23 protein-coding genes and 1 tRNA gene are annotated in these 20,694 nt (G+C 61.6%); 10 read left to right on the forward strand and 14 right to left on the reverse strand.

Going from position 1 to position 20,694, the window contains the following annotated elements:
- Positions 1-285: 285 nt before the first annotated feature.
- From ACYCUK_RS15830 to ACYCUK_RS15840, 3 genes are read right to left on the reverse strand one after another with little or no spacing between them, the layout of a single operon-like run.
- Positions 286-1,032 carry a replication-relaxation family protein gene (locus ACYCUK_RS15830; RefSeq protein WP_461595658.1) on the reverse strand — a complete coding sequence of 249 codons (747 nt, stop codon included), beginning with the start codon at positions 1,030-1,032 and terminating at the stop codon, positions 286-288.
- A gap of 11 nt (positions 1,033-1,043) precedes the next feature.
- Positions 1,044-2,642 (reverse strand): type IV secretory system conjugative DNA transfer family protein, encoded by a 1,599-nt coding sequence (locus ACYCUK_RS15835; RefSeq protein WP_461595659.1) that lies wholly within the window; start codon positions 2,640-2,642, stop codon positions 1,044-1,046.
- Positions 2,639-3,013, reverse strand: a complete 375-nt coding sequence (locus tag ACYCUK_RS15840; protein WP_461595660.1) for a hypothetical protein — start codon at positions 3,011-3,013, stop codon at positions 2,639-2,641. Before ACYCUK_RS15840 ends, ACYCUK_RS15835 begins: the two co-directional genes overlap by 4 nt.
- 93 nt (positions 3,014-3,106) lie before the next feature.
- Here ACYCUK_RS15840 and ACYCUK_RS15845 point away from each other — a divergent pair, with 93 nt between their 5' ends.
- From ACYCUK_RS15845 to ACYCUK_RS15855, 3 genes are all read left to right on the forward strand, one after another.
- Positions 3,107-3,487 (forward strand): type II toxin-antitoxin system RelE/ParE family toxin, encoded by a 381-nt coding sequence (locus ACYCUK_RS15845; RefSeq protein ID WP_461595661.1) that lies wholly within the window; start codon positions 3,107-3,109, stop codon positions 3,485-3,487.
- Positions 3,468-3,803: a helix-turn-helix domain-containing protein gene (locus ACYCUK_RS15850; protein WP_461595662.1), complete on the forward strand. Its 336-nt coding sequence runs from the start codon at positions 3,468-3,470 to the stop codon at positions 3,801-3,803. The genes ACYCUK_RS15845 and ACYCUK_RS15850 overlap by 20 nt, the downstream gene beginning before the upstream one ends.
- Positions 3,804-4,163: 360 nt before the next feature.
- Entirely contained in the window at positions 4,164-4,601 is a 438-nt protein-coding gene (locus ACYCUK_RS15855) for a hypothetical protein (RefSeq protein ID WP_461595663.1), read from the forward strand.
- 98 nt (positions 4,602-4,699) lie between these two features.
- On the opposite strand, the gene ACYCUK_RS15860 is transcribed toward ACYCUK_RS15855, so the two are convergent.
- Together ACYCUK_RS15860 and ACYCUK_RS15865 are read right to left on the reverse strand one after the other, a co-directional pair.
- Entirely contained in the window at positions 4,700-6,154 is a 1,455-nt protein-coding gene (locus ACYCUK_RS15860; protein WP_461595664.1) for a DNA primase family protein, read from the reverse strand.
- A gap of 11 nt (positions 6,155-6,165) precedes the next feature.
- Entirely contained in the window at positions 6,166-6,849 is a 684-nt protein-coding gene (locus tag ACYCUK_RS15865; RefSeq protein ID WP_461595665.1) for a hypothetical protein, read from the reverse strand.
- 313 nt (positions 6,850-7,162) lie between these two features.
- Here ACYCUK_RS15865 and ACYCUK_RS15870 point away from each other — a divergent pair.
- Together ACYCUK_RS15870 and trmB are read left to right on the forward strand one after the other, a co-directional pair.
- Positions 7,163-7,236, forward strand: a tRNA-Gly gene (locus tag ACYCUK_RS15870).
- Positions 7,237-7,304: 68 nt separating this feature from the next.
- A complete protein-coding gene (trmB, locus tag ACYCUK_RS15875) occupies positions 7,305-8,048 on the forward strand; it encodes a tRNA (guanosine(46)-N7)-methyltransferase TrmB (protein ID WP_461595682.1) in 744 nt (247 codons plus the stop codon).
- A 31-nt stretch (positions 8,049-8,079) separates the two neighbouring features.
- Here the strand turns inward: trmB and ACYCUK_RS15880 are convergent, their stop codons facing one another.
- From ACYCUK_RS15880 to ACYCUK_RS15890, 3 genes are all read right to left on the reverse strand, one after another.
- Positions 8,080-8,928, reverse strand: coding sequence for an undecaprenyl-diphosphate phosphatase (locus ACYCUK_RS15880; RefSeq protein ID WP_461595666.1), 849 nt, complete (start codon positions 8,926-8,928; stop codon positions 8,080-8,082).
- A gap of 96 nt (positions 8,929-9,024) precedes the next feature.
- Positions 9,025-10,284 carry an NRAMP family divalent metal transporter gene (locus ACYCUK_RS15885; RefSeq protein WP_461595667.1) on the reverse strand — a complete coding sequence of 420 codons (1,260 nt, stop codon included), beginning with the start codon at positions 10,282-10,284 and terminating at the stop codon, positions 9,025-9,027.
- A gap of 125 nt (positions 10,285-10,409) precedes the next feature.
- A complete protein-coding gene (locus tag ACYCUK_RS15890; protein ID WP_461595668.1) occupies positions 10,410-11,687 on the reverse strand; it encodes an Nramp family divalent metal transporter in 1,278 nt (425 codons plus the stop codon).
- 228 nt (positions 11,688-11,915) lie between these two features.
- Here ACYCUK_RS15890 and ACYCUK_RS15895 point away from each other — a divergent pair, with 228 nt between their 5' ends.
- On the forward strand, positions 11,916-12,566 hold the full coding sequence (locus ACYCUK_RS15895; RefSeq protein WP_112488461.1) for a protein-L-isoaspartate O-methyltransferase family protein: 651 nt from the start codon (positions 11,916-11,918) through the stop codon (positions 12,564-12,566).
- 10 nt (positions 12,567-12,576) lie between these two features.
- A complete protein-coding gene (locus ACYCUK_RS15900; RefSeq protein WP_461595669.1) occupies positions 12,577-12,921 on the forward strand; it encodes a rhodanese-like domain-containing protein in 345 nt (114 codons plus the stop codon).
- 19 nt (positions 12,922-12,940) lie between these two features.
- Here ACYCUK_RS15900 and ACYCUK_RS15905 read toward each other — a convergent pair whose 3' ends face one another.
- From ACYCUK_RS15905 to ACYCUK_RS15915, 3 genes are all read right to left on the reverse strand, one after another.
- Entirely contained in the window at positions 12,941-14,233 is a 1,293-nt protein-coding gene (locus ACYCUK_RS15905) for a 3-deoxy-D-manno-octulosonic acid transferase (RefSeq protein WP_461595670.1), read from the reverse strand.
- A gap of 61 nt (positions 14,234-14,294) precedes the next feature.
- The gene (gene waaC, locus ACYCUK_RS15910) at positions 14,295-15,377 is read right to left on the reverse strand and encodes a lipopolysaccharide heptosyltransferase I (RefSeq protein WP_461595671.1); all 1,083 of its coding nucleotides are present in this window, start codon (positions 15,375-15,377) and stop codon (positions 14,295-14,297) included.
- 21 nt (positions 15,378-15,398) lie between these two features.
- Positions 15,399-16,775, reverse strand: a complete 1,377-nt coding sequence (locus ACYCUK_RS15915; RefSeq protein ID WP_461595672.1) for a phosphomannomutase/phosphoglucomutase — start codon at positions 16,773-16,775, stop codon at positions 15,399-15,401.
- Between the two features lie 123 nt (positions 16,776-16,898).
- Between ACYCUK_RS15915 and ACYCUK_RS15920 the strand changes: the two genes are divergently transcribed.
- From ACYCUK_RS15920 to rpmG, 3 genes are all read left to right on the forward strand, one after another.
- Positions 16,899-17,750: a symmetrical bis(5'-nucleosyl)-tetraphosphatase gene (locus tag ACYCUK_RS15920; RefSeq protein WP_461595673.1), complete on the forward strand. Its 852-nt coding sequence runs from the start codon at positions 16,899-16,901 to the stop codon at positions 17,748-17,750.
- 84 nt (positions 17,751-17,834) lie between these two features.
- A complete protein-coding gene (gene rpmB / locus ACYCUK_RS15925; RefSeq protein WP_112487377.1) occupies positions 17,835-18,068 on the forward strand; it encodes a 50S ribosomal protein L28 in 234 nt (77 codons plus the stop codon).
- A gap of 28 nt (positions 18,069-18,096) precedes the next feature.
- Entirely contained in the window at positions 18,097-18,264 is a 168-nt protein-coding gene (gene rpmG / locus ACYCUK_RS15930) for a 50S ribosomal protein L33 (protein WP_112487378.1), read from the forward strand.
- A gap of 213 nt (positions 18,265-18,477) precedes the next feature.
- On the opposite strand, the gene ACYCUK_RS15935 is transcribed toward rpmG, so the two are convergent.
- The 3 genes from ACYCUK_RS15935 to ACYCUK_RS15945 all read right to left on the reverse strand — a co-directional run bounded on the left by ACYCUK_RS15935 (position 18,478) and on the right by ACYCUK_RS15945 (position 20,531).
- Positions 18,478-18,693, reverse strand: coding sequence for a hypothetical protein (locus ACYCUK_RS15935; protein ID WP_461595683.1), 216 nt, complete (start codon positions 18,691-18,693; stop codon positions 18,478-18,480).
- A gap of 180 nt (positions 18,694-18,873) precedes the next feature.
- Complete coding sequence (locus ACYCUK_RS15940) at positions 18,874-19,368, reverse strand: DUF7931 domain-containing protein (protein WP_461595674.1); 495 nt, start codon at positions 19,366-19,368, stop codon at positions 18,874-18,876.
- Positions 19,368-20,531: a JmjC domain-containing protein gene (locus ACYCUK_RS15945; RefSeq protein ID WP_461595675.1), complete on the reverse strand. Its 1,164-nt coding sequence runs from the start codon at positions 20,529-20,531 to the stop codon at positions 19,368-19,370. Before ACYCUK_RS15945 ends, ACYCUK_RS15940 begins: the two co-directional genes overlap by 1 nt.
- Positions 20,532-20,694 lie beyond the last annotated feature (163 nt).

Below are 20,694 nucleotides of genomic sequence, written 5' to 3' on the forward strand. Positions count from 1 at the left end.
GTAAAAACCCCTGCTCGCCCCTTTGTAGGATGGCCGCAAAGCGGGCGTCCGGAAAAGGGTCGATGCCGCCGCTTTTTCTTGTAGTGAGGTTCGCCCCCTAGGGCGAAAACCCCCCGGTGCCCCCTAGGGCAGCCGCGCAGCGGCAGGGGGGTGGCCTCATGCCTTGGACCGCCGCAGGCGCTGCCTTTGGTGCGCGGCGCGGTGCCGTGCGAGAAGCGGACGGGGGGATGCGGCCCCCCGTGCTTCGCATGCCGCCTCGCACCCTGCGCACGCATCCTGCCCCGGTCAGCGGGGCGGGAAGTTGCTCATGTCTGTGAAGCTGAGCAAGGGATGATGCCTGGCTGGATCGATCTCGATCTTCTGCTTCACCCCGGCACGTTTGATCTCGAACTCACGGAGACTGAGCACGGCCTGGCGGACCAACCGGGTCGCCTGGGGCGTGTCCGACACCCAGATCACGCGACTGAACCTGCCAGCTTTGATTGCCTTCAGCCTGGTAAACAGAATGCCCTCGTACTTGCTGCGCACCTTCATCGTGCGCTCGTATTCGATACACCACACGGCCCCTCGCGGGTCGGTGACGATGGCATCAGGACGCGATTCCGCATCGAAGTCCGCTGACTTGTCCCCATTGACCCAGCCTGTCCAGTCCGCCTTTTCAGCCTGAACACGCAGGCGCTGCACACCGATTGTGTGTTGCAAGATGGACAGTCCAACGCGCGCTGGCTGAAAGTACCGATCATTTGGAAGCTCATTATCAGCGCACGCCATGCCCTGCCCATGCGGCGTGATGCCCCACAAGGCCGGGCTCCATCCGCTTTGCGTTTGCACCTGCTTGTGTGTGATTAACTCGGCCTTCTCCATGGCAACCAAAGTACGTTTGGTTTGAATCTCCGATAATCCCAAGAGCATTTGTGCGATTTTCTGCGTCGTATAAATCTCATCGCGCAGAAAGCGCAAAATGATGTTTTGCTTTTGCTCCACGCGCTGCATGCGCTCGGCAAAAGACATTTGCGGTGGTAATGCGCTCATAATTTTCTCCTTTAGATTTCTGTTTGCGCTTTAGTCGGGTCGGCTTTGCTTTCGCGCACCACAGCAGGCGCTGGCATAATGTCCGGGGTTTTACCCGGCGTCATATAGCCAGCGGCCAAAAGCACGGGCGCGCCATTACCGAACATCCAAAACACGGGCGCATCCTGCGCATTTGCTGGCTTCGGCATGGCGGTGGAAAGCATATCCGGGGTAACATTTTCCCGAAGCTGGCGAAAATATTGCCCCTGTTCTAAACCATCGGCGTTCGTGGTTTTGCCGGTGGTTTCCATATCGACGGCATATTTACCAGAAAGCGACGAAAGTTCCTTTGCTGTTTCGTCATCCTCCAGACGGAATACCAGTTTGATGCTGGTATTGCCTTTGGCTGCACCCAAAACGGCTTTGGCGGGCAATGAACCGCTGTCGTGCAAATCACCGTAGCTCTGGAATGCGAGATAAACCGTTGCCCGCTGATCGCGAATTGTGCCAAGTGCACGCAAACTCGTTTGACCCAGGCTGTACTTGAACTCGTCCAGAAACAAGTGAACGTGCTTTGCCCCGTTCCTGTCGCGGTTCTTGATGATTTGCACAATGCGCGTCAAAAGCATCTTTTGCGCTGCTACGACGCGCAGATCATCAACGCTGCCCACGATGTAAACCAGGCCGCCAACTTCGATAATATGCGCGAGATTAGGGCCTGCTGCGGTATCGAATGCAACCAGGCGCGCCATATCCTTCAACGCACGCCAGAAATTCTGGCGGCTGGTTACCTCGTCAATATCGGCGCCCACGGCCACCATTTCGCGCAGATTAAATTGCTCTGGCGTGAGATTATCCAACAGCGTTGCGCAGGCATCGCGGTCTTCACCCCGGTAAAAATCTACAGCCGCGTCGCCTGAATTCTCAAGCTGCAGCGCTGTGTTAATCAGAACTTCAGCCTCTGATTTGCTGCAACCTTGGAACACGTTAATCTGCGGAATATCCTTGCGTAGATCAATGAAAGCGGCAGGACGGCCTAGTTTCTGTGCCTCACGGAACAAAATCCCGGGTGCGAATTCATCATTTTTGGGGTCGATAATGACAGCGGCATCACCGGCTGTCATAGCCTGAACAAGCAGCGAAGTTGTAATCACCGTTTTGCCTGTCCCGCTTGCCCCAATGATCGCCACATGGTTTTTGCGCGCTTGGTCTGGGGTAATGACGATAGGCAGATCACGAACCTTTGCAGGCTCTTTTTTGCCTTTGCCTGCACGCCAGCTCAGGCCAATAAACACTTGGCCGTGTTGAGCTGCGGCATTGAGCCATGGTTCTGCTTTGAAGCCCGGCTTCTGCATGAACTGGCCCATCTGCACGTGTGCGTGTACGTTGGGCAGATCATCTGCTTGCACCTTCGGCTGGCGCTTCTGCCAGGCGCGGCGGGCCATGTAGCCAATCAGGCCCGTGGCTGCGAAAACTCCAAGTGCGCCGCCCAGATTGGGAGCGCCCGCAACCGCCGCCAGGCTGGCGATGGCCCAGCCGAACAATGATGGCCCCACCATCCACTTCAGAGCTTTCAAGGCCAGCCAGGCTGTCGCGCGCTCGGCATGGACTTTGAGAATGTCGATGATCATGATTTTTGCTCCGGTTTGATGTTTGCTTGTGAGTTGTCGAGTGGCCTGGTTGACCACTCTTCCCATGCATAGACACATGAGGAAATTGCCGCAACGGTGCACAGGGTCAGGAACCACGCCAACGGACTGATGGGCGTGCTGCACGCCCACCTGACGAGCACCCCTTGCAACGCCAGGTGCTGTGGTGCGAGTGGCGCTGGCTGGTGCCAATAGAGCCATTCGAAGCGCCAGATTCGGGCGGCCCAGCCCGCCCAGAACGGTAGGCTGATGGCGCCGATTACGCTGCCGATCACGGCCGCCCTGCTCGCCCAATGGATGCGGCTGCGCTTTGTACGCGTGGTGACTCCAGTGATGCCCATCTCGATCTCCATCTGCCCCGCCGTGCGCAGGGTGTGGAGCTATAGGCGTGCGCGGAAACTCGAAGGAACGATGCTGTTGTCATCCCTTTTCATGTATATTTAGGCATGGCCCACAAAGAAGAAAAACCACTCGAATGGATTGCGAGCAGCTACAAAGACTTGATGGGGTTGCCTATTGCAGTACGCCAACGATTCGGTTACGCGCTGTCTTTGGCGCAGGCGGGCGATCAGGATGATTCAGCGAAGGTGCTCAAAGGATTCGGCGGCGCTGGCGTGCTTGAGGTCGTCGAGGATGACGCCGGGGGAACGTATCGCGCGGTCTACACAGTGAAGTTCAAGGAAGCGGTGTTCGTCCTGCACTACTTCCAGAAAAAGAGTAAGCGAGGCATCGCCACGCCAAAAGCGGACATGGACATCATTCAAGCTCGGCTAAAAGTAGCTGAGACACTTGTAAAGGAGTTGCAAAATGAAAAATCGACTCATTGATGGAATCGAAGTGCAGCGGGGTTCCGGCAACGTGTACGCCGACCTTGGACTGCCTGACGCTGAAAAGCTCAAGATCAAAACTGGTTTGGTGATCGAGATCAGAAAAGCCATGCGCAGCCTTGGACTGACGCAACTAGAGGCCGGGCAGCGGATGGGGCTTACTCAGCCGAAGGTGTCAGCAATGCTCAAAGGCGACTTCTCGAACCTGTCCGAGCGCAAGCTGATGGACTGCTTGAACAGGCTGGGCTACGACATCGAAATCAAGGTCAAGAGCACTCGTGCACAGATTGGGCATTTGACGCTGGCCGTCGCATGAACTGGTTGAGTGGTGCGCCCCGCGCTGTTGGCCAGAGGGGCCGGTTCTGGCCCCTCAAGCTCGCCCCGAAAAATTGTGACCTTTGCGCAAAACCGTGACCTTTCGTGGGCCTGTTTTCAATGAAATCAATAGGTTATGAGACTATGAAGTGTTCCGTCGCGGAATTTTTCGGATCCCGCGGTGCTGGAGGCGGATGACGAAAGCGGGGCTTTTGCCCCGCTTCCTGGCCAACGGGTTGGCCTCTTTCTTTTGACTGTTTGACTCATTGACTGAGAAATAGGGTAATTGGCTCCATGAAGCCGAATTCTGGGGAATTTGCCCAAAACCCTGTCAATCAGTCAAACGGTCAAAAGTGCCAATATGATCAAAATCGTGCTCGACTCCAACATCTGGGACAAGCTTGCCCAAGACGAAATGGCGAAGTCTCGCGTTCAATCACTTTGCGGTGCAGGGGAACTTCAGGTTCTCATGCCGGATACCCTTCTTCAGCAACTGAAGGCGAGCCCCTTTGAAGGTGTACCGCATTGGTTTCCAGCGGAGTTAATCTCGGACGGTGTTTTCGTGCTGGGCCACTCGCGACTTGGCTTCGCGCGGCTTGGTGATGGCACGATGTTCACAGCCCATCGAGGCGCATCTCAACAGATTTCTGATGCGGTTATCGTCGACGTGGCTGACACTGATGCCGATGTATTTGTTTCCGAGGATCGACGTGCGCGGAACCGATATGCCAAGAAGATTCAGACCCCTGGTCGCGCGCTCGACTATGCGCGATTCCGCCAGGATATTTTGGGGCTGTAAGCCTGTAAGCGTCTTCCTAAAAAGCCGCTGCAGCCACTTCAACTTTGCCAAATGCCCGAAAACAACCCGCTGGTCAGCGGGCTTGATGGATGAATGAGCTACAGGTCACAGGCGGTGCTGAGCCTGATGCCCCGCACTGCGCGGTTGCCCCTGCGATCCCGGCATCGTTCATGACCTCGCTCAGTTAGCTTTTCAACCAGACTTTTCGAGGACAAGGGCCGATGCCCGGCATCCCTTATCCACATCTCGTAATCCCGATACAGATCAGCAATTGGAGTAACGACCTCTGATCTTTCTGTGGGCAGATCATCAAGCTGGCAACGGTCCTCGATCCAAAGGCCAACAACATCACTTTCCTGGCGGTACTCAGCATTTGCCAAGGCCAAGGCGCGAGGCAGTTCCAGCCCCTGTTCCTTCCAGGCGAGTAGGCCAACCATGGCCCAGGCCATGATGCCAGGCAGTTCGGCCAACAGCTTCTTGTCCAGGTCTTTATCTCGCTTTTCCGGAGGAAAGAAAGTGGGGAACGGGACAAGCACAGGGCGACGCCAAATGCCCTCGTCGGTCCCTGTGATGACCGGCCTGTGGTTTGTGACGAGCACAATCTTGTATCGAGGGGCGTACGTGAAAAACTCCCGGTGGAGGAAGCGTGCCCGGATTTGATCGCCCCCGGTCATCTGTTTGATGATGCCCTCATCAAGCCGCGCGCTCTCTTTCCCCTCGTTGGCAAAGACCAGCCGAACTTTGTCCAACGCCGCCAAATCGTTCCGGATGGCCGACTTGTCATTTTCTATGAAGGTGTCGAACTGCACGGTCTCCGCATAGCTTCCAAGCAGCTTGGTCATGATGGTCATGAGAACGGACTTGCCATTTTTCCCCTTGCCCTGGAAGATCGGAAAAATTTGCTCCTTGGTGCTGCCAGTCAGGCAATAGCCAATGAACTTTTGCAGCCACCAGCGCACGTCCGGGTCGGGCTGAATCTCAGCCAAAAACTGTTCCCAGCGGGGGCAGGAGGTTTCTGTTTCGTCCCCTCGCCATTCGCATCCGGCTTGCCTAGTGATGAAGTCGCCAGCCTGCCCATCACGGAACGCGCCCGTTTCCAGATCAATCACGCCGTTTTGCACGCCCAGCAGCATGTCGTCTTCATCGAGTTTTGACTGGTGCACAGTGAGCTGAGGATCGGTTTTCGCCAGGCCGAGCATGGCATCAAGCCTTGGTTTTGCCTGGCTCTTGCGAGCCCATTCCAGCATCCCCTGGGCGATTGCAGTTTTTTTATCGCGCTCGCCATCTGTGCCCGCCATCATCGCCCTCGAAATCAAGATTTGCGATTCGGCGAGCAGGTCACGGGTCACCTGTATGGCGTGCTGCATAACGTGCCTCATCTCATCCCCAGCCCAGTGGTTGCCATCGAATTCCAGCCATTGTCCCCTTTGGGGACAGTAGGCCAGGCGCCCTGCGTGGCGCTGCGCGAGCCGGCCTGCGTTGTAAACATCGGTCAGGGGGCCGCGCACTTCGCGCGGCGCGGCCTGGGGGACACTCTTCAAAACTGCGCTCATGTCCACCCCCCTCAAAACAACGCGCTGGTGGCAGCGGCCTGCGCAGCCTCAGCAGCCTTGGCTGCCTTGCTCTTGCGCCCCCCGCCTCGGCTTGGACGCCGCATCCAGGCTTCGAAGTCGAGGCCGTCGACGCCGTCTTCAAACAAACTTTGCCCACTGGCCAGCTTGGCAAGCAGCTTAGAAACATCGTTGCGCGCCTGCCGTTTGGTGACCCCGCGCAGCTCAGCAATCCGCTCAGGATCGCCGGTCTGGAGCCAGTCCAGGATCGCTTCTACGCCAGCCCCAAGCTCAGCATCCTGCCAGCGCTCTCTAGCACTGCGGAGGTCTGCAATGACCTCACGCAGCGCCAGGCCCTCATCCCCGCGGGCCGGTGCATCCAGACGTTTGCACCCGCGAATACGATGTACAGCCTTAGTATCCCGGCCATGGCTAAGCAGCATGAACCGGAACCCCAGCCAGGCGCTCCAGGCCCAGGAGCGCGTGAGCGCGTCTGCGGCGAACTCATGCAGCAGGTCGCGAGCCTCAATGTCCTTCCAGCCGTGGCTTTGGCAGGCACCAGCCAGGCGCTGGGCATCGCTCACCATCAAATCCAGGTCAGCCAGCACCACGCCAAGAGGTGCCAAGGCCGAGTGAACGTCGCGGGCAACTTTGCGAGCATTAAATGGCGCTTCATCAAAACAATCTTTGGCTTCCATGGCTTCCATCCTTTCTTCTGAACCATGGAAACAACTTTAAGCTCGTTTTTCGCCGATTTTTCTCCGAAAAACAGCCCTTTTCATGCAACATTCGATTTTCTGGGGCATCCAAGAGCCAGGGCAGCCAGCCCAGGCCCCAAAAAAGCCACCTTGAATGTCACAGGTGGCTTTGAGCCCAGACAGTGCCCTCTTCCAGTGGGAGCACAGTGGGAATCAAGAGGGAAACCTTGGCGGGGAAACGGTATAATTTCGGGCAAGTACAGGAAATCGCAAGCAAGCTAAGTTATTGATTTTCCTTGTTTCAGTCGCTCAAGCGGGCGTAGTTCAATGGTAGAACTTCTGCTTCCCAAGCAGATAGCGTGGGTTCGATTCCCATCGCCCGCTCCACCCACATTGCAGCAAAACTCTCCGGCCCGGCCGGTTTTTTTACGCCTGCCAGCCTGAGTTTCAGCGCCATGCCTGCCGCACCATCTCCCGAGCCTGTTCAGGCCGCAGCCGGTTCCACTCCGGCCAATGCGCTGCGCGCACGCGGCATACGCAGCTTCGTGTTGCGCACCGGGCGCACCACCACGGGGCAGGCGCGCGCGCTGGCGGAGCTGGGCCCGCATTTCGTGCTGCCCTACGCATCACTCGCAGCAAATTGGGACGCGGTGTTCGGCCGGACGGCGCCGCGCATCCTGGAAGTGGGCTTCGGCATGGGCGAGGCCACGGCGCAAATCGCCCAGGCTCAGCCCGAGCGCGATTTCATCGGCGTGGAAGTGCACACGCCGGGGGTGGGCGCGCTGCTGCTGCGCATCGAGAAACTGGGGCTGGTGAATCAGCGCATCGTCCAGCACGACGCCGTGGAGGTACTGCGCGACATGGTCGTGCCCAATGCCCTGGCCGGCGTGCATGTGTACTTTCCCGATCCCTGGCACAAGAAACGCCACCACAAGCGGCGATTGATTCAGCCTGGTTTTGTCGAACTCGCGGCCAGCCGTCTGGCACCTGGCGGCTATCTGCATTGCGCCACGGACTGGGGACCTTATGCCGAGCACATGCTGGAGGTGCTGTCAGCCAGTGAGAGTCTGGTGAACACCGCCGCCGGCTACGCCCCACGCCCCGCCTGGCGGCCTCTCAGCAAGTTCGAGCAACGCGGCCTGCGTCTGGGGCATGGCGTGTGGGATCTGGTGTTTGAGAAGCGCGCCATCTCTGGCTGAAACCACCAAGGGCTAAACGGGCGAGATGGTCTCAACCCGCCCAGTTGACCCAGCCCATCTTGGCGGTCACCAGCACCGAGGCGCCGAACGCCAGGCGGTACCAGGCAAAGGGCACGAAGCTGTGCCCGCCCACATAGCGCAGCAACCAGCGCACCACCACCAGCGCAGACACGAAGGACACGGCCATGCCCAGCCCGAACGCGGGAACATCGGCAGCGCTCAGCAACGCGCGGTGCTTGAGCAGGTCATAACCGGTGGCGGCCAGCAGGGTGGGAATGGCGAGAAAGAAGGAAAACTCGGTGGCCGCGATGCGGCTCAAGCCGAACAGCATGCCACCGATGATGGTGGCGCCTGAGCGGCTGGTGCCCGGAATGAGGGCGAAGGCTTGCGCTGCGCCCACTTTCAAGGCATCGAGCGCAGTCATGGCCTCCACCGTGCGCACACGAATGGCATCCGCCCTGGCCGCCTGCCGCTGCTCGGCCCAGAGAATCACCAAGCCGCCAATGATGAAGGCCAGCGCCACGGGCACGGGCGCGAACAGATGGCGCTTGATGGCGGAAGCGAACACCAGACCCAGCAGGGCCGCGGGCAGAAAGGCGATGAGCAGGTTGCGGCTGAAGCGCCAGGCGGCAGTGCGCCGGGCCAGTTGGCGCGAGGTCAGGCCTTCCACCACACCGATGAGGCGCACACGGTAATGCCACATCACCGCGAGGATGGCACCGCTCTGAATGGCAATCTCGAACACCTTGGCCTTGTCGCTCACCCAGCCCAGCAGGCTGGCGGCAAGGATGAGGTGGCCTGTCGAGGAGATGGGCAGGAATTCGGTGATGCCCTCGACCAAGCCGAGAATGATGGCGACGAATGCGGTGTGGGTGTCCATGCGGCTTGTGAGCAAAAGACCGCATTATCACGGGCGGCGCAGGCCGCACCCAGGACCGCATTCAGCGGACTGGGCAGCTCTGCAACCTGCAGGGGATCAGAACACGCCGCTCAAGCCACCATAGACCCCGAGCCCGGAGGTCAGCACCACCACGGCCAGCACCACCCAGAGATACCAGCCGCGCAGGCGGTGTTCGGGCGGCAGCGCCTTGACCGCCAAGGCCACCAGGAATCCCAGCACCAGGGGCAGCATCAGTGCGTTCATCACTTCCACGCCAATCGACAACGCGACCAGATCGGGCACCAGCGCCACGATCAAGGCCCCACCCACCACGCCCAGCGTGAACACGATATAGAACCAGGGTGCCTCCAGGGGGTGGTATTCGAGCGAATGCTTGTAGCCTGTGACTTCACCAAAGCCCCAGGCCGCCGCCAGGGCCACGACGATGGCCGCCACCATGGCGGCACCCAGGATGCCCAGGCCGAACAGCGTGTGGCCCAGCGTCTGGCCCAGGAAAGGCGTGAGCGCCTGCGCCACCTGCCCCACGGTGTTGAGCGGGGGGCTGAGGTGCCCGGCCCACAGCGTGGCTGCGGCCACCAGCAGCACAGCGGCCATCACCACCTGGGTGAGCACGGCACCGAAAGCCGTGTCCCAGCGTGCGGCGGTGTACTGCTCGGGTTTGAGACCTTTGTCCGACACGGCGGACTGCTGATAGAACACCATCCACGGCATGATGACCGCGCCGATATTGGCGGCGACCAAATACCAGAAGCCCGAGTCGTGCACTGGCACATGCGCCAGACCCGCGAGCAACTCATGCGACTTGATCGGCGCCTGCATGGCCACCCAGATGAACACCATCTCGAACAAACCGAGCGCAATGGCCACCCGCTCCACCCGTCGGTAACTGCCCGTCCACACGATGACCAGCAGGAAGCCGGCAGCCAGCGTGAGGCTCCAGGCACGCGGCACGCCGAATAACTCCCCCACACCTGCCACGCCGGAAAACTCGGTGAGCAGGGCTCCAACGGTGGCCACGGCCAGCCCCGTGACCGAAACCCAGGCCCACACCGGGCCGAACGTTTCGCGGATGAGTTCGCCATGCCCCTTGCCGGTGAAAATGCCCAGACGCACGGTGAGTTCCTGCACCACATAGAGGATAGGGATCAGGATGAGTTGCAGGCTGAGCAATTGATAGCCCCACTGCGCGCCGCTTTGCGCTGCGGTGAGCACGCTGCCGACATCGGTATCAGCCAGCATCACAACCAGGCCAGGACCGAGCACGGCAAGAAAGATTTTCCAGCGTGTCGCGGGCAGGCCTGGACGAGGCGTGCTGGCGACGAGGGGAGAACTCATGGGCTATTCGGGTGGTGTCGTTGTCTCCGTAAATGATAATTGTTCTTGATTGGACGGCGAGTTGTTTTACCTCCCGTTACCCCTCGACGCCTGCCCGCTGCGTCACCCCGCGGCAGCATCAGCGTTCACACCATCGTGACCAGCAGCCAGGCGTTGAGCACGATGATGACCGCGGCAATCGCCCAGCCCAGTGCCTGCACCCGTTGCGAATTCACCAGCGCCCCCATCAACTCGCGCCGGCCGGTGAACACCAGCAGCGGCACCAGTGCGAAAGGAATGCCGAAAGACAACACCACCTGGGAGAACACCAGCGCCCGGGTCGGGTCCACCCCCAGGGCGATCACCACCACCGCCGGCACGGTGGTGAGTACCCGGCGCAGCCACAGCGGAATGGAAAAGCCGACGAAGCCCTGCATCACCACCTGGCCCGACAACGTGCCCACAACGCTGGACGATACCCCGCTGGCCAGCAGTGCCACGGCGAACAAGGCCGCCGCTGCCGGGCCCAGCAGCGGCGTGAGCGCCTGCCAGGCCAGCGACAGGTCGGCCATTTCGGCGCCGCGCCCGGCAAAGGCCGCGGCGGCAACCGCCAGCATGGCCATGTTGAGCAAGCCCGCAAGGCCCATGGCCAGCATCACCTCGCGGCGTGTGGCGGCCATCAGGCGCGGCTTGAGTTGATCGGCCACCACCAGGCGGCGCTGGGTCAGGCTGGAATGCAGGTAGATGACATGGGGCATGACGGTGGCACCCAGAATGCCGGCAGCGAGATACAAGCCGGCCTTGCCCTCACCCCAGTTCGGCACCACCACCCCACGGGCTGCAGCCAGCCAGTCGATGCGGGACAGCAACAGCTCCACCCCATAGGCCAGGGCAATGACCGCAACCAGGCTGCCGACGGCGATCTCCAGTGGCCTGAAGCCGCGCCGCTCCAGGCCCAGAATGGCCATGACCACGACAAAGGTGAGCAGGACCGAAACCGGCATGGAAAACCCGGCGAGCAGATGAAAACCCAGCGCTGCGCCAAGAAACTCGGCCAGATCGGTGAACATGGCGACGATCTCGGCCTGCACCCAGTAAAGCCGCACCAGCGGCCGAGGCCAGTGGGCTCGAATCAATTCCGGCAGGTTGCGCCCGGTGGCAATGCCCAGCTTGGCCGAAAGCGTCTGCACCAGCATGGCCATCCCATTGGCCCACAACACCACCCACAGCAAGCTGTAGCCCAGGGTAGCGCCGGCTTGCAGATTGGTGGCGAAATTGCCGGGATCGATATACGCCACCGACGCCAGGACCGCCGGACCGATAAAGGGCAGCAACGGCCGGCCTCGCCGGCGTGGCGATTGCAGCGACTGCAGCGCGGCAAGGCGGGTGCGTTGATCGAGGCTGATGGCAGCGGAACTCGGCATGATGGGGCTCTGGGACTATGTCCAAACCGTGCTGGGGTGATTTCGTTTTCATAGTTTCATGCAATCGATAATAAAAATATATTTGATTTTTTCGATCGCTTGCATAGCTCCGCAATCTCTCTTGCATTCGCGCGGAAATGAAGTCAACGCAATGCCAGGCCGCATCTTGCAAACACCGTCTGCTTGCGCACTCTAAAATGTCTTTTTTTGGCCTGCAACTTGAAAACCATGGACTTCGAACGTGCCCGTTTCAACATGATCGAGCAGCAGATTCGCCCCTGGGACGTGCTGGATCAAGACGTTCTGGATCTGCTGGGCGCCGTCAAGCGCGAAGACTTCGTGCCCGCGGCTTATCGCAGTTTGGCGTTCACCGACATGGACATTCCCTTGCCCGGCGGCGAAAGCATGTTGTCGCCCAAGCTCGAAGGTCGGCTGCTGCAGGAATTGAACGTGCGCAAGCACGAATGGGTGCTGGAGGTGGGCACCGGCAGTGGCTACTTCGCCGCCCTGCTCGGCCATCGCTCCGCCCATGTGCTCAGCCTGGAGATTCACCCCGATCTGGCCGAGACCGCGCAGCACAAGCTGCGTCAGGCTGGTGTGATGAATGCCACCGTACGCTGCATGGACGCCTCGAAGGAGCTGCCCCCGGGCGAGTTCGACGCCATCATGTTGTCCGGTTCAGTCGCGCAGATTCCCGATGCGCTCGTCCAGCGGCTCAAGCCGGGCGGCCGCCTGTGCGCCATCGTCGGTCAGGCGCCGATGATGCGCGCCCAGCTGCTCACGCGCACCAGCGCCGTGGAGTCCAAGGTGGTCGACCTGTTCGACACCATGGCTCCAAGATTGCACGGCTTTCCCGATGCCCCACATTTTCGCTTTTGAGGACCCACCCATGATTCAACAAATGACCGTGAGCGAGCTGTCCACGCTACTCGACGAACAACCCGAGCAACTGGCGAACTGGCAGGTCATCGACGTGCGCGAACCCTGGGAACTGGAGCGCGCCTCGATCAAACACCCCAAGTTCCAGCACACCCACATTCCCATGGCCACCATCCCGCTGCGCCAGCAAGACGTGGACAAAACCAAGAGCATCCTGGTGGTGTGCCGCTCCGGCGGTCGCAGCACACAAGTGGCCAACTTCCTGGTGCAAAATGGCTTCGACAGGGTCTACAACCTGCAAGGCGGCATCACCGCCTGGTCGCGGGAAATCGACCCTTCGGTACCGACTTACTGACAGCTCATCAGGCAGCCCATCAAGCGCGCCGCGCCGGCAGATACCGCCCGATCCAGGCTGCCTGGGCTTCGGCGGCTCCACGGTGCGCCGCGCTGAACTGCAGCGCAGCTTCACGGGCCGCCCCGAGACCGCGTGCGTCTGCCAGCCACGCCGTCAAGCCTGACCACGCCGCAGATGCATCACGCGCCTGCGCCACCGCCCCGGCAGCAACGCCCTGCTCCACTGCCTGAGTGAAGTTGAAGGTGTGCGGACCCATCACCACCGGGCAGCCTTCGGCGCAGGCCTCGATCAGGTTCTGGCCACCCAGCGGCAGCAAGCTGCCACCGACAAAGGCTGCATCCGCCATGGCGTAATACGCCGGCATCTCACCCAGGCTGTCGCCAAGCCAGACCTGGGTGTCGGCCCGCGGCAAGGCCTCGCTGCGACGCACGACACGCAAGCCACGCGCCAGCAGCAGCGCGTGCACCGCATCCATGCGCTGCGGGTGGCGCGGCACCACCACGAGCAGGGCGCGCTGTAGAAGGCCTGCCGGCATGGCGTCGAGCAGCAATTCCTCCTCGGCCAGGCCTTGGTGTTCGCGGGTGGAAGCCAGCAGCAGGATGGGGCGGTTGACCAGCATTTTCCACTGCAGACCAAGTTCGCGCAGCCGGGGGTTGGGGACACGGTCGAACTTGATATTGCCGAGCACGCTGACATCGGCGATGCCGAGTTTGCGCAGACGATCCGCATCGCTCCGGGTTTGAGCGGCCGCTGCCGTCAACGATCCGAAGGCCGAGCGCGCCAGGCTGGCCCAGGCGGCCCAGCGCGCCGCGCTGCGGGCGGATAGACGAGCATTGGCCAGCAACAGCGGCGTGTTGAGCCCGGCGCAGACCTGCGCCAGATTGGGCCAGACCTCGGTCTCCATCAGCACCCCCAGGTCCGGACGAAAGTGGAGCAGAAAACGTCGCATGGGTCCCGGCAGGTCATAAGGCAGCCAGACCTGGGCATCGCCTTCGCGCAGCAGCGCGACGCCTGCTTCCCGGCCGGTTGCGGTCATGTGCGTCAGCAGCAGTCGCAACCGGGGATGTTGCGCGCGCAAAGCGTCCAACAGGGGTTGCGCGGCTCGCGTTTCTCCGAGCGAGACGGCGTGCAGCCACAGCACCGGGAGGCCATCGCGCTTCGCATCTGGCTTGCGGCCATACCAGCCCAGGCGCTCGGCCAGATGCCCACGGTAGAGGGGCTCGCGGCGTGAACGCCAGATGAGCCGCAGCACCGCGAGCGGCACGATGAAGCGCCAAGCCAGGGTGTAGAGACGGAGCGCAAATTGCGCCATTCGCCCAGGCATCATCAACTCAGGCCGACGCCATCAGCACGCGCCGCCTGCATGCCGCGCTTCAAGCCCATGCTGCGGGCGCGACCGGTTGGTCGGACGCGGAAAGCACCGCCGCAAGCGGCAAGCCGAGCAGACTCGTTACCGCTTGCATGACATCGTTCAACAGCGGCGGCTGGTCATCGTCACCCAGGCTGCGCCATGGCCCAGCCGATTCGAATTCGACACTGTGCGGGGATGAGCCGGTGTAGACGGCCACTGCGGGAGTGCCGACAGCGGCGCCCAGATACAGCAAGCCGGTGTCGACACCGACAACCAAGGCGGATGCAGCGAGAACCTGCATCCAGACATCGAGCCCGAAGGCCTCGGGCGCCGCCATCGCCCCATCTTCGATGGCTTGCGGCGGGCCGCCGCTTTCCGCGCCGGGCTTCGTCAGCGTGGCGTTCACCTGCGCGGCCAGGCGCTCGGCGCGCTCCCGCTCGATGGCGTTGCCCCATGCAAACACACTTGCGATGCCATGCTGATGCAACCACCGAGCCAGCGCAACCCACCGGTCCTCGGCCCAAAGCTTGCGCGGCTTGGCCGTGGCCGACAGCAGAACCGCAAAGGGCCGCACACCCGGCAGCCAGGCAGGACGCTCGGCCTGCACCTGCAGGCCATAGCGCGGCGGACCGGACGGTGCGTAGCCCAAGGCCCAGGCTGCAAGTTGACGGTAGCGCGGCACGGCGGCTTCGGTGCGGCGCAGCGGCGTCTTCATGCGTCGGTCGTAAAACAAGGGGGCCAAGGGCTCACGCGAAGATGCCCAGGACAGACCGATGTGCGGACCGCGTGCCAGTCGGGCGAGGAGCGCACTTTTCACCAAGCCCTGCAGGTCGATGACTGCGTCAAAACGAAAGCTCCGCAGGCTGTGCACCATGGCGCGCCACTCCTCGCGTGTTTCTGTAGACCCGAGATTTTTGCGCCAGCGTCTCAGGGCGAGTGGAATGATTCTGTCAACCGCCGGATGCGCCTGCACCAAGGGGACGTAGGCCTCCTCGACCAACCAGTCGACCTGCGCATCGGGGAAAGCCGCCTTGATGTCGCTCACCACCGGAAGGGCATGCACGATGTCCCCCATGGAGCTGGTCTTGACCAACAGAACGCGCATCGGGTTTGTCAAATCGGCTTGTCAAAACGGCAATTTCAGCGCGGGGTCCAACGCGTGCAATGCGGCGCGGAATTCGCCCTGGATACGTGCCAGGGCCGCGGTGGTCTGGCCTTCGAAGCGCAGCACCACACAAGGCGTGGTGTTGGAGGGGCGGGCCAGGCCGAAGCCATCGGCATACTCGGCACGCACGCCGTCCATGGTGTGCAGTTGGACTGCGCCGGGGAATTTGGCTTCGCGCAGCAGGCGTTCGCAAAGCACGAAGTTGGCGCCCTCGGCGGTATCGAGTTTGAGTTCGGGGGTGGAGACGGAATCGGGCAAGGCCAGCAAGTGGGCTTCGGGATCGGCCACGCGCGCCAGCAACTCCAGCAAACGGGCGGCGCCATATTGCGCATCGTCGAAGCCGAACCAGCGATCCTTGAAAAAAATATGCCCGCTCATCTCGCCGGCCAGCGGCGCCTGCACCTCTTTCATACGCGCCTTGATGAGCGAATGCCCGGTGCGCCACATCATCGGTTCGCCGCCATGCTTGCGCACCCAGGGGCCGAGGTTGGCGGTGCACTTGACGTCGAAAATGATGGGGGCGCCAGGGTGGCGCGTGAGCACGTCGGCCACATAGAGCATGAGCTGGCGATCGGGCCAGATGACATGGCCGCGCTTCGTGACCACGCCGAGCCGGTCGCCATCGCCGTCGAAAGCCAGGCCGATTTCGGCGTCGGTGTCGCGCAGCACGCGCTGCAGATCTTCCAGGTTGTGCGGATCCGCCGGGTCGGGGTGATGGTTGGGGAAGGTGCCGTCCACCTCGCAGAACAACTCGGTGACCTCGCAACCCAGCCGACGCAACAAGTCGGGCGCAAAGGCGCCGGACACGCCGTTGCCGCAATCCACCGCCACCTTCAGCGGGCGCGCCAGCTTGACGTCCTGCACGATGCTCTGCAGGTAGGGCTCGACCACGCTGGCATGACGCAAGCCACCCGCACCCGTGGCGTACTGCTCGGACTGCGTCAACTCGCGCAGACGGGCGATGTCCTCGCCATGCAGGGCGTCGCCGCCCAGCACCATCTTCAGGCCGTTGTACTCGGGTGGATTGTGGCTGCCGGTGATCTGGATGCCGTTGGGCACATCGCTGGTGGCGCAGGCGTAGTACAGCATCGGCGTGGCGTTCATGCCGATGTCGATCACATCCAGCCCACCCGCGCGCAGGCCGGTGGCCAGTGCGGCGCCCAGCGCAGGCCCGGAGTTGCGGCCGTCGCGGCTGACGTACACCGCGCCCTGGCCCAGTTCGCGCGCCAGCGTGGCGTAGGCGCGGCCAATGTGCTCACACGCCGCCTCGGTCAGGCTGCGGCCGACGATGCCGCGAATGTCGTAGGCCTTGAACAAGGTGGGGTCGAGTTGCGCCATGGCGGGTCGTTTCGGGGGCAAGCAATGGAGAGGACTTCACAAGTACGGCTTCACCGAAATCACTCAGCCATCGGGAAGCCAGCAGCCGTCGTACTCTGACAGTTGCAGCTATTCTAGGAAGCCATGGCCATCTATCTGATTGGAGACTTGCAAGGCTGCGACCAAGCCTTCGCTCGCCTGCTCGACCTCATTGCCTTCGACCCGGCGCATGACCGCCTCATCGTGTTGGGCGACGCCGTCAACCGCGGAGCCGGCTCGCTCGCCGTGCTGCGCCGGCTCATGGCGTTGGGCGATGCCGCACAGTGCCTGCTGGGCAATCATGATCTGCATCTTTTGGCCGTAGCCCATGGTGTGCGCAAGGCCCACCGGACGGACACCTTGCAGCCCATCCTCGATGCGCCTGACCGAGACGATCTACTCGACCGTGTGCGCCACTGGCCACTGGCCTTGTTCGAGCATGGCTGGCTGCTGGTGCATGCCGGCGTGCTGCCGCAGTGGACTTGCGAGCAGACCCTTCAACTCGCCAGCGAGGTGCAGGAGCAACTGCGAGGCCCGGATCTGGCCGGCTTTCTGCGCGAGGTCTTCGGCAATCAGCCCGACCGCTGGAGCGACATGCTGCAGGGCCCGGAGCGCTGGCGCATCACCATCAACGCCCTGACCCGGCTGCGCTTCATCGACACCTCGGCCCATGCCGCAGGAAGCATCGACTTTCACTTCAAACAGGAAGCCGACCGTGCACCGCCAGGCCTGGTGCCATGGTTCCTGGCGCCCGGACGACATACGGAAAACACACCTATCGCCTTTGGCCACTGGTCCACGCTTGGGCTGCACTGGGCCAACAATGCACTATGTCTGGACAGCGGCTGCCTCTGGGGCGGCAGTCTCACCGCCATCCAGCTTCCAGCACCGGGACAAAACTGGCTGCAAACCCGCGCGGTTCCCTGCCAGAGAGAACTGAAGCCCTCGCCTCTTTGACGCCCTGCCGGGTCCGGCTTTGAAATGGAGCCGAAACGTTGTACAATTTACGGTTTGTTTTCATCCATATAGGTGGAGTGCTCCATGGCACGGGTCTGTCAAGTAACCGGCAAAGCGCCGATGGTGGGTAACAACGTTTCCCACGCCAATAACAAAACCAAGCGTCGTTTCCTGCCCAACCTGCAATACCGCAGAATCTGGGTCGAAAGCGAAAACCGCTTCGTGCGCCTGCGCATCTCGAATGCAGGGTTGCGCCTCATCGACAAAGTCGGCATCGACACCGTGCTGGTCGATCTTCGCGCGCGCGGCGAAGTCTGAGCACTGAACAGGACAGGAGCAAATCACCATGGCCAAGGGCGGACGTGAAAAAATCAAGCTGGAATCCACTGCTGGAACCGGCCACTTCTACACCACCACCAAGAACAAGCGCATCCAACCGGAAAAGATGGAAATCATGAAGTTCGATCCGGTGGCACGCAAGCATGTTTCTTACAAGGAAGGCAAGATCAAATAAGTCTTGAGCTTGCACACCGAGCCCACAAGCTCGGCAACAAAAAAGCCCGCTGTCATCGACGCGGGCTTTTTTGTTGCCGAGCTTGTTGCCCGACACACAGCGCGAAAAAAGCCTGTTGGCTTTACGGCGCCCGACCAAAGAGCAACAACCCCCAATAAAAAAGCCAGCTTGCGCTGGCTTTGGTTCGAAGCGAAAGAATCGCGTCGAGGTTGCTTACTTGCTGGCAGCGCTGGCGGGAGCGGATGCAGCAGGCGCCGAAGCAGCAGGAGCGGCGGCCGAAGCAGGAGCGGAAGCAGCGGGAGCCGAAGCGGCAGCAGGAGCTGCAGCCGAAGCGGGAGCAGAAGCAGCAGGAGCAGCTTCTTCTTTCTTACCGCAAGCAGCCAGGGCCAGGGCAGCGATCATGGAAGCCAACAGAAGGGACTTTTTCATTTGTTTCCTCAAAGCGTCAGACAGATCAAACGGGCGATTGAAATCGGTGGATTCCGGGAATGGTAAAACGCATGAACCCTCATGCCACAAGGGCCATGTCAAGTTCAATTGAAAGTATAGCGCGTGCTCGGGTTTCCCCCGGTAGCTGTATTTGAGAAAACCAATCTTGTTGCGAAAAATTCACAACCCAAGGACATGTGCCGGAAAACCTGGATCAGACAGGGCCCAGGCTTGGTCAAACCGTTCAAACGCCGCATGAAGCCGCCCGCCGGAACACTGGGATGCGCGCCGATGGCCATCACTGGGGATCGCCACGAGTCCTCGTTCAGGCATGAGCAAACACTCGGCAGGTGCGGCGAGATCTTCGGGCAATTCACGACAGTCGATCAAATGCGAGAACCGCACGCGCCACTGGGTAAACCGCGCCTGGTCGCGCTGCACGATGTCGAAGCGACGTGCCAACATGCGGATGCTGGGATGCTTGCGCTGCAGACCCCAGGCGTCGAGGGCGTTGACGAGTTCGAGTTGGTTCAACGGCCAGTCGGCATAGTCAGTGCTGTACATGCTGAAGGTCTGTCCTGGTGCGCTCAATAACTCGGCGATGGCCTGCTGCCAGGCGCTGAGGCCTGAGATGGCCGTCGCAGCCGAGTTCGTGCTTTGTGCTGCCGAAGTCATCAGTGCTCCGCCGCCGTGGATGGATGCGCCCATCCCTGTTCGCACCATTGCAGGAGCACAGCCTGCTCGGGTGCGGTCGCGCCTTTCCAGTCCTGCGAGCTGAGCTGACGTCGATCCGCCAGTCGGCGCAACAAGCTGGAGCGGGCCAGGGGCGATGCAAGCCGCTCGCCATTGATCAACACGCTGGCCGAGGCATAGAGCATGCGGCTGCGTCGATCCAGCCGCAGCCCGCCGCGGGCGCAAGCGCGAGCCAGTTGCGCGGCGGACTGCCTGCTGGGATCGAACCAGACTAGCTGCTTGGGCTCGGTGAGCAATTCGCCGAGCGCGGCTTCAAACTCACGCTTGCCGGGTTTGAGCCGGACAAATGCTGCTTGCAAAAATTCGACCATGGCGCCTGGCAAACGCGCGGGGGCCCTTGCTGCAAGCGTGTCGATCTGGCCCCGGTCACTGTAGCGTGGCCCGGGCTTCAGGTCCTCCGCCAGCTTCCACAGCAGTTGCCGCAGCAACTCATCGGCGGGTGGTGCGCGAAAGCCGATGGAGTAGGTCATGCAGGGCCCGATGGCAACGCCATCATGGCCCCAGCCTGGAGGCAGGTAGAGCATGTCCCCTGGGTCGAGCAGGTGGTCGGTGTCGGGAACGAAGTCCACCAGCAGCTTCAAAGGTTGGTCCGGCCCGAAACGCGGCGTGCGCACCGGGCCGATGCGCCAGCGGCGCTGCCCTTCGGCCTGCAGCAGAAACACGTCATAGGCATCGACATGCGGACCCACGCCGCCACCGTCGCTGGCCCAGGAAATCATCACATCGTCCAGGCGCGCATCGGGGATGAAGCGAAACCTGGCGAGCAACTCGGCAACCGCGTCGTCCAGCGCATCGACTCCCTGCACCAGCAGGGTCCAGTCGGGCTGGCGCAAGGCGGGCAGGCTGCGGCGGGTGAAAGGACCGTGCTTGAGATCCCATTTGCCGGCAGCCTGGCGCCGGATCAGACGCGATTCGACAGCGTCGTCGCTCGCGAGATCGAACAACTCGGCCCGGCTCAACAAGGGCTTGAAACCCGGGACGGCCTGGCGCAGGAGCAAAGGCTTGCGTTGCCAATGGCGTTGCAGAAACCGTTCGAGACTAATGCCGGCCAGGGGCCACGCAGCGTGTTGGGTGAGGAGGTTCATACCGGGACTGCGCTGGGGAGGTGCGGGGATGCTGACGCGGCCGGGTTCGACACCCGCACTGGACTGCATCGTTCGAGTTTAGCTTTCATGCGGGCAGACGCTAAGCTTGCAGCATCAACCCGTTGTGGCCGCGCCCGTGCGCCCTTCGCGCCATCCCCCTCTG

This window comes from Thiomonas sp. (genome assembly GCF_054608695.1).

What these genes read in the sequence shown, in the direction of transcription:
- ACYCUK_RS15830 (WP_461595658.1), bottom strand. Translation starts at nt 1,032, where the DNA reads ATGAGCGCATTACCACCGCAAATGTCTTTTGCCGAGCGCATGCAGCGC.
- ACYCUK_RS15835 (WP_461595659.1), bottom strand. Translation starts at nt 2,642, where the DNA reads ATGATCATCGACATTCTCAAAGTCCATGCCGAGCGCGCGACAGCCTGG.
- ACYCUK_RS15840 (WP_461595660.1), bottom strand. Translation starts at nt 3,013, where the DNA reads ATGGAGATCGAGATGGGCATCACTGGAGTCACCACGCGTACAAAGCGC.
- ACYCUK_RS15845 (WP_461595661.1), top strand. Translation starts at nt 3,107, where the DNA reads ATGGCCCACAAAGAAGAAAAACCACTCGAATGGATTGCGAGCAGCTAC.
- ACYCUK_RS15850 (WP_461595662.1), top strand. Translation starts at nt 3,468, where the DNA reads ATGAAAAATCGACTCATTGATGGAATCGAAGTGCAGCGGGGTTCCGGC.
- ACYCUK_RS15855 (WP_461595663.1), top strand. Translation starts at nt 4,164, where the DNA reads ATGATCAAAATCGTGCTCGACTCCAACATCTGGGACAAGCTTGCCCAA.
- ACYCUK_RS15860 (WP_461595664.1), bottom strand. Translation starts at nt 6,154, where the DNA reads ATGAGCGCAGTTTTGAAGAGTGTCCCCCAGGCCGCGCCGCGCGAAGTG.
- ACYCUK_RS15865 (WP_461595665.1), bottom strand. Translation starts at nt 6,849, where the DNA reads ATGGAAGCCAAAGATTGTTTTGATGAAGCGCCATTTAATGCTCGCAAA.
- trmB (WP_461595682.1), top strand. Translation starts at nt 7,305, where the DNA reads ATGCCTGCCGCACCATCTCCCGAGCCTGTTCAGGCCGCAGCCGGTTCC.
- ACYCUK_RS15880 (WP_461595666.1), bottom strand. Translation starts at nt 8,928, where the DNA reads ATGGACACCCACACCGCATTCGTCGCCATCATTCTCGGCTTGGTCGAG.
- ACYCUK_RS15885 (WP_461595667.1), bottom strand. Translation starts at nt 10,284, where the DNA reads ATGAGTTCTCCCCTCGTCGCCAGCACGCCTCGTCCAGGCCTGCCCGCG.
- ACYCUK_RS15890 (WP_461595668.1), bottom strand. Translation starts at nt 11,687, where the DNA reads ATGCCGAGTTCCGCTGCCATCAGCCTCGATCAACGCACCCGCCTTGCC.
- ACYCUK_RS15895 (WP_112488461.1), top strand. Translation starts at nt 11,916, where the DNA reads ATGGACTTCGAACGTGCCCGTTTCAACATGATCGAGCAGCAGATTCGC.
- ACYCUK_RS15900 (WP_461595669.1), top strand. Translation starts at nt 12,577, where the DNA reads ATGATTCAACAAATGACCGTGAGCGAGCTGTCCACGCTACTCGACGAA.
- ACYCUK_RS15905 (WP_461595670.1), bottom strand. Translation starts at nt 14,233, where the DNA reads ATGGCGCAATTTGCGCTCCGTCTCTACACCCTGGCTTGGCGCTTCATC.
- waaC (WP_461595671.1), bottom strand. Translation starts at nt 15,377, where the DNA reads ATGCGCGTTCTGTTGGTCAAGACCAGCTCCATGGGGGACATCGTGCAT.
- ACYCUK_RS15915 (WP_461595672.1), bottom strand. Translation starts at nt 16,775, where the DNA reads ATGGCGCAACTCGACCCCACCTTGTTCAAGGCCTACGACATTCGCGGC.
- ACYCUK_RS15920 (WP_461595673.1), top strand. Translation starts at nt 16,899, where the DNA reads ATGGCCATCTATCTGATTGGAGACTTGCAAGGCTGCGACCAAGCCTTC.
- rpmB (WP_112487377.1), top strand. Translation starts at nt 17,835, where the DNA reads ATGGCACGGGTCTGTCAAGTAACCGGCAAAGCGCCGATGGTGGGTAAC.
- rpmG (WP_112487378.1), top strand. Translation starts at nt 18,097, where the DNA reads ATGGCCAAGGGCGGACGTGAAAAAATCAAGCTGGAATCCACTGCTGGA.
- ACYCUK_RS15935 (WP_461595683.1), bottom strand. Translation starts at nt 18,693, where the DNA reads ATGAAAAAGTCCCTTCTGTTGGCTTCCATGATCGCTGCCCTGGCCCTG.
- ACYCUK_RS15940 (WP_461595674.1), bottom strand. Translation starts at nt 19,368, where the DNA reads ATGACTTCGGCAGCACAAAGCACGAACTCGGCTGCGACGGCCATCTCA.
- ACYCUK_RS15945 (WP_461595675.1), bottom strand. Translation starts at nt 20,531, where the DNA reads ATGAACCTCCTCACCCAACACGCTGCGTGGCCCCTGGCCGGCATTAGT.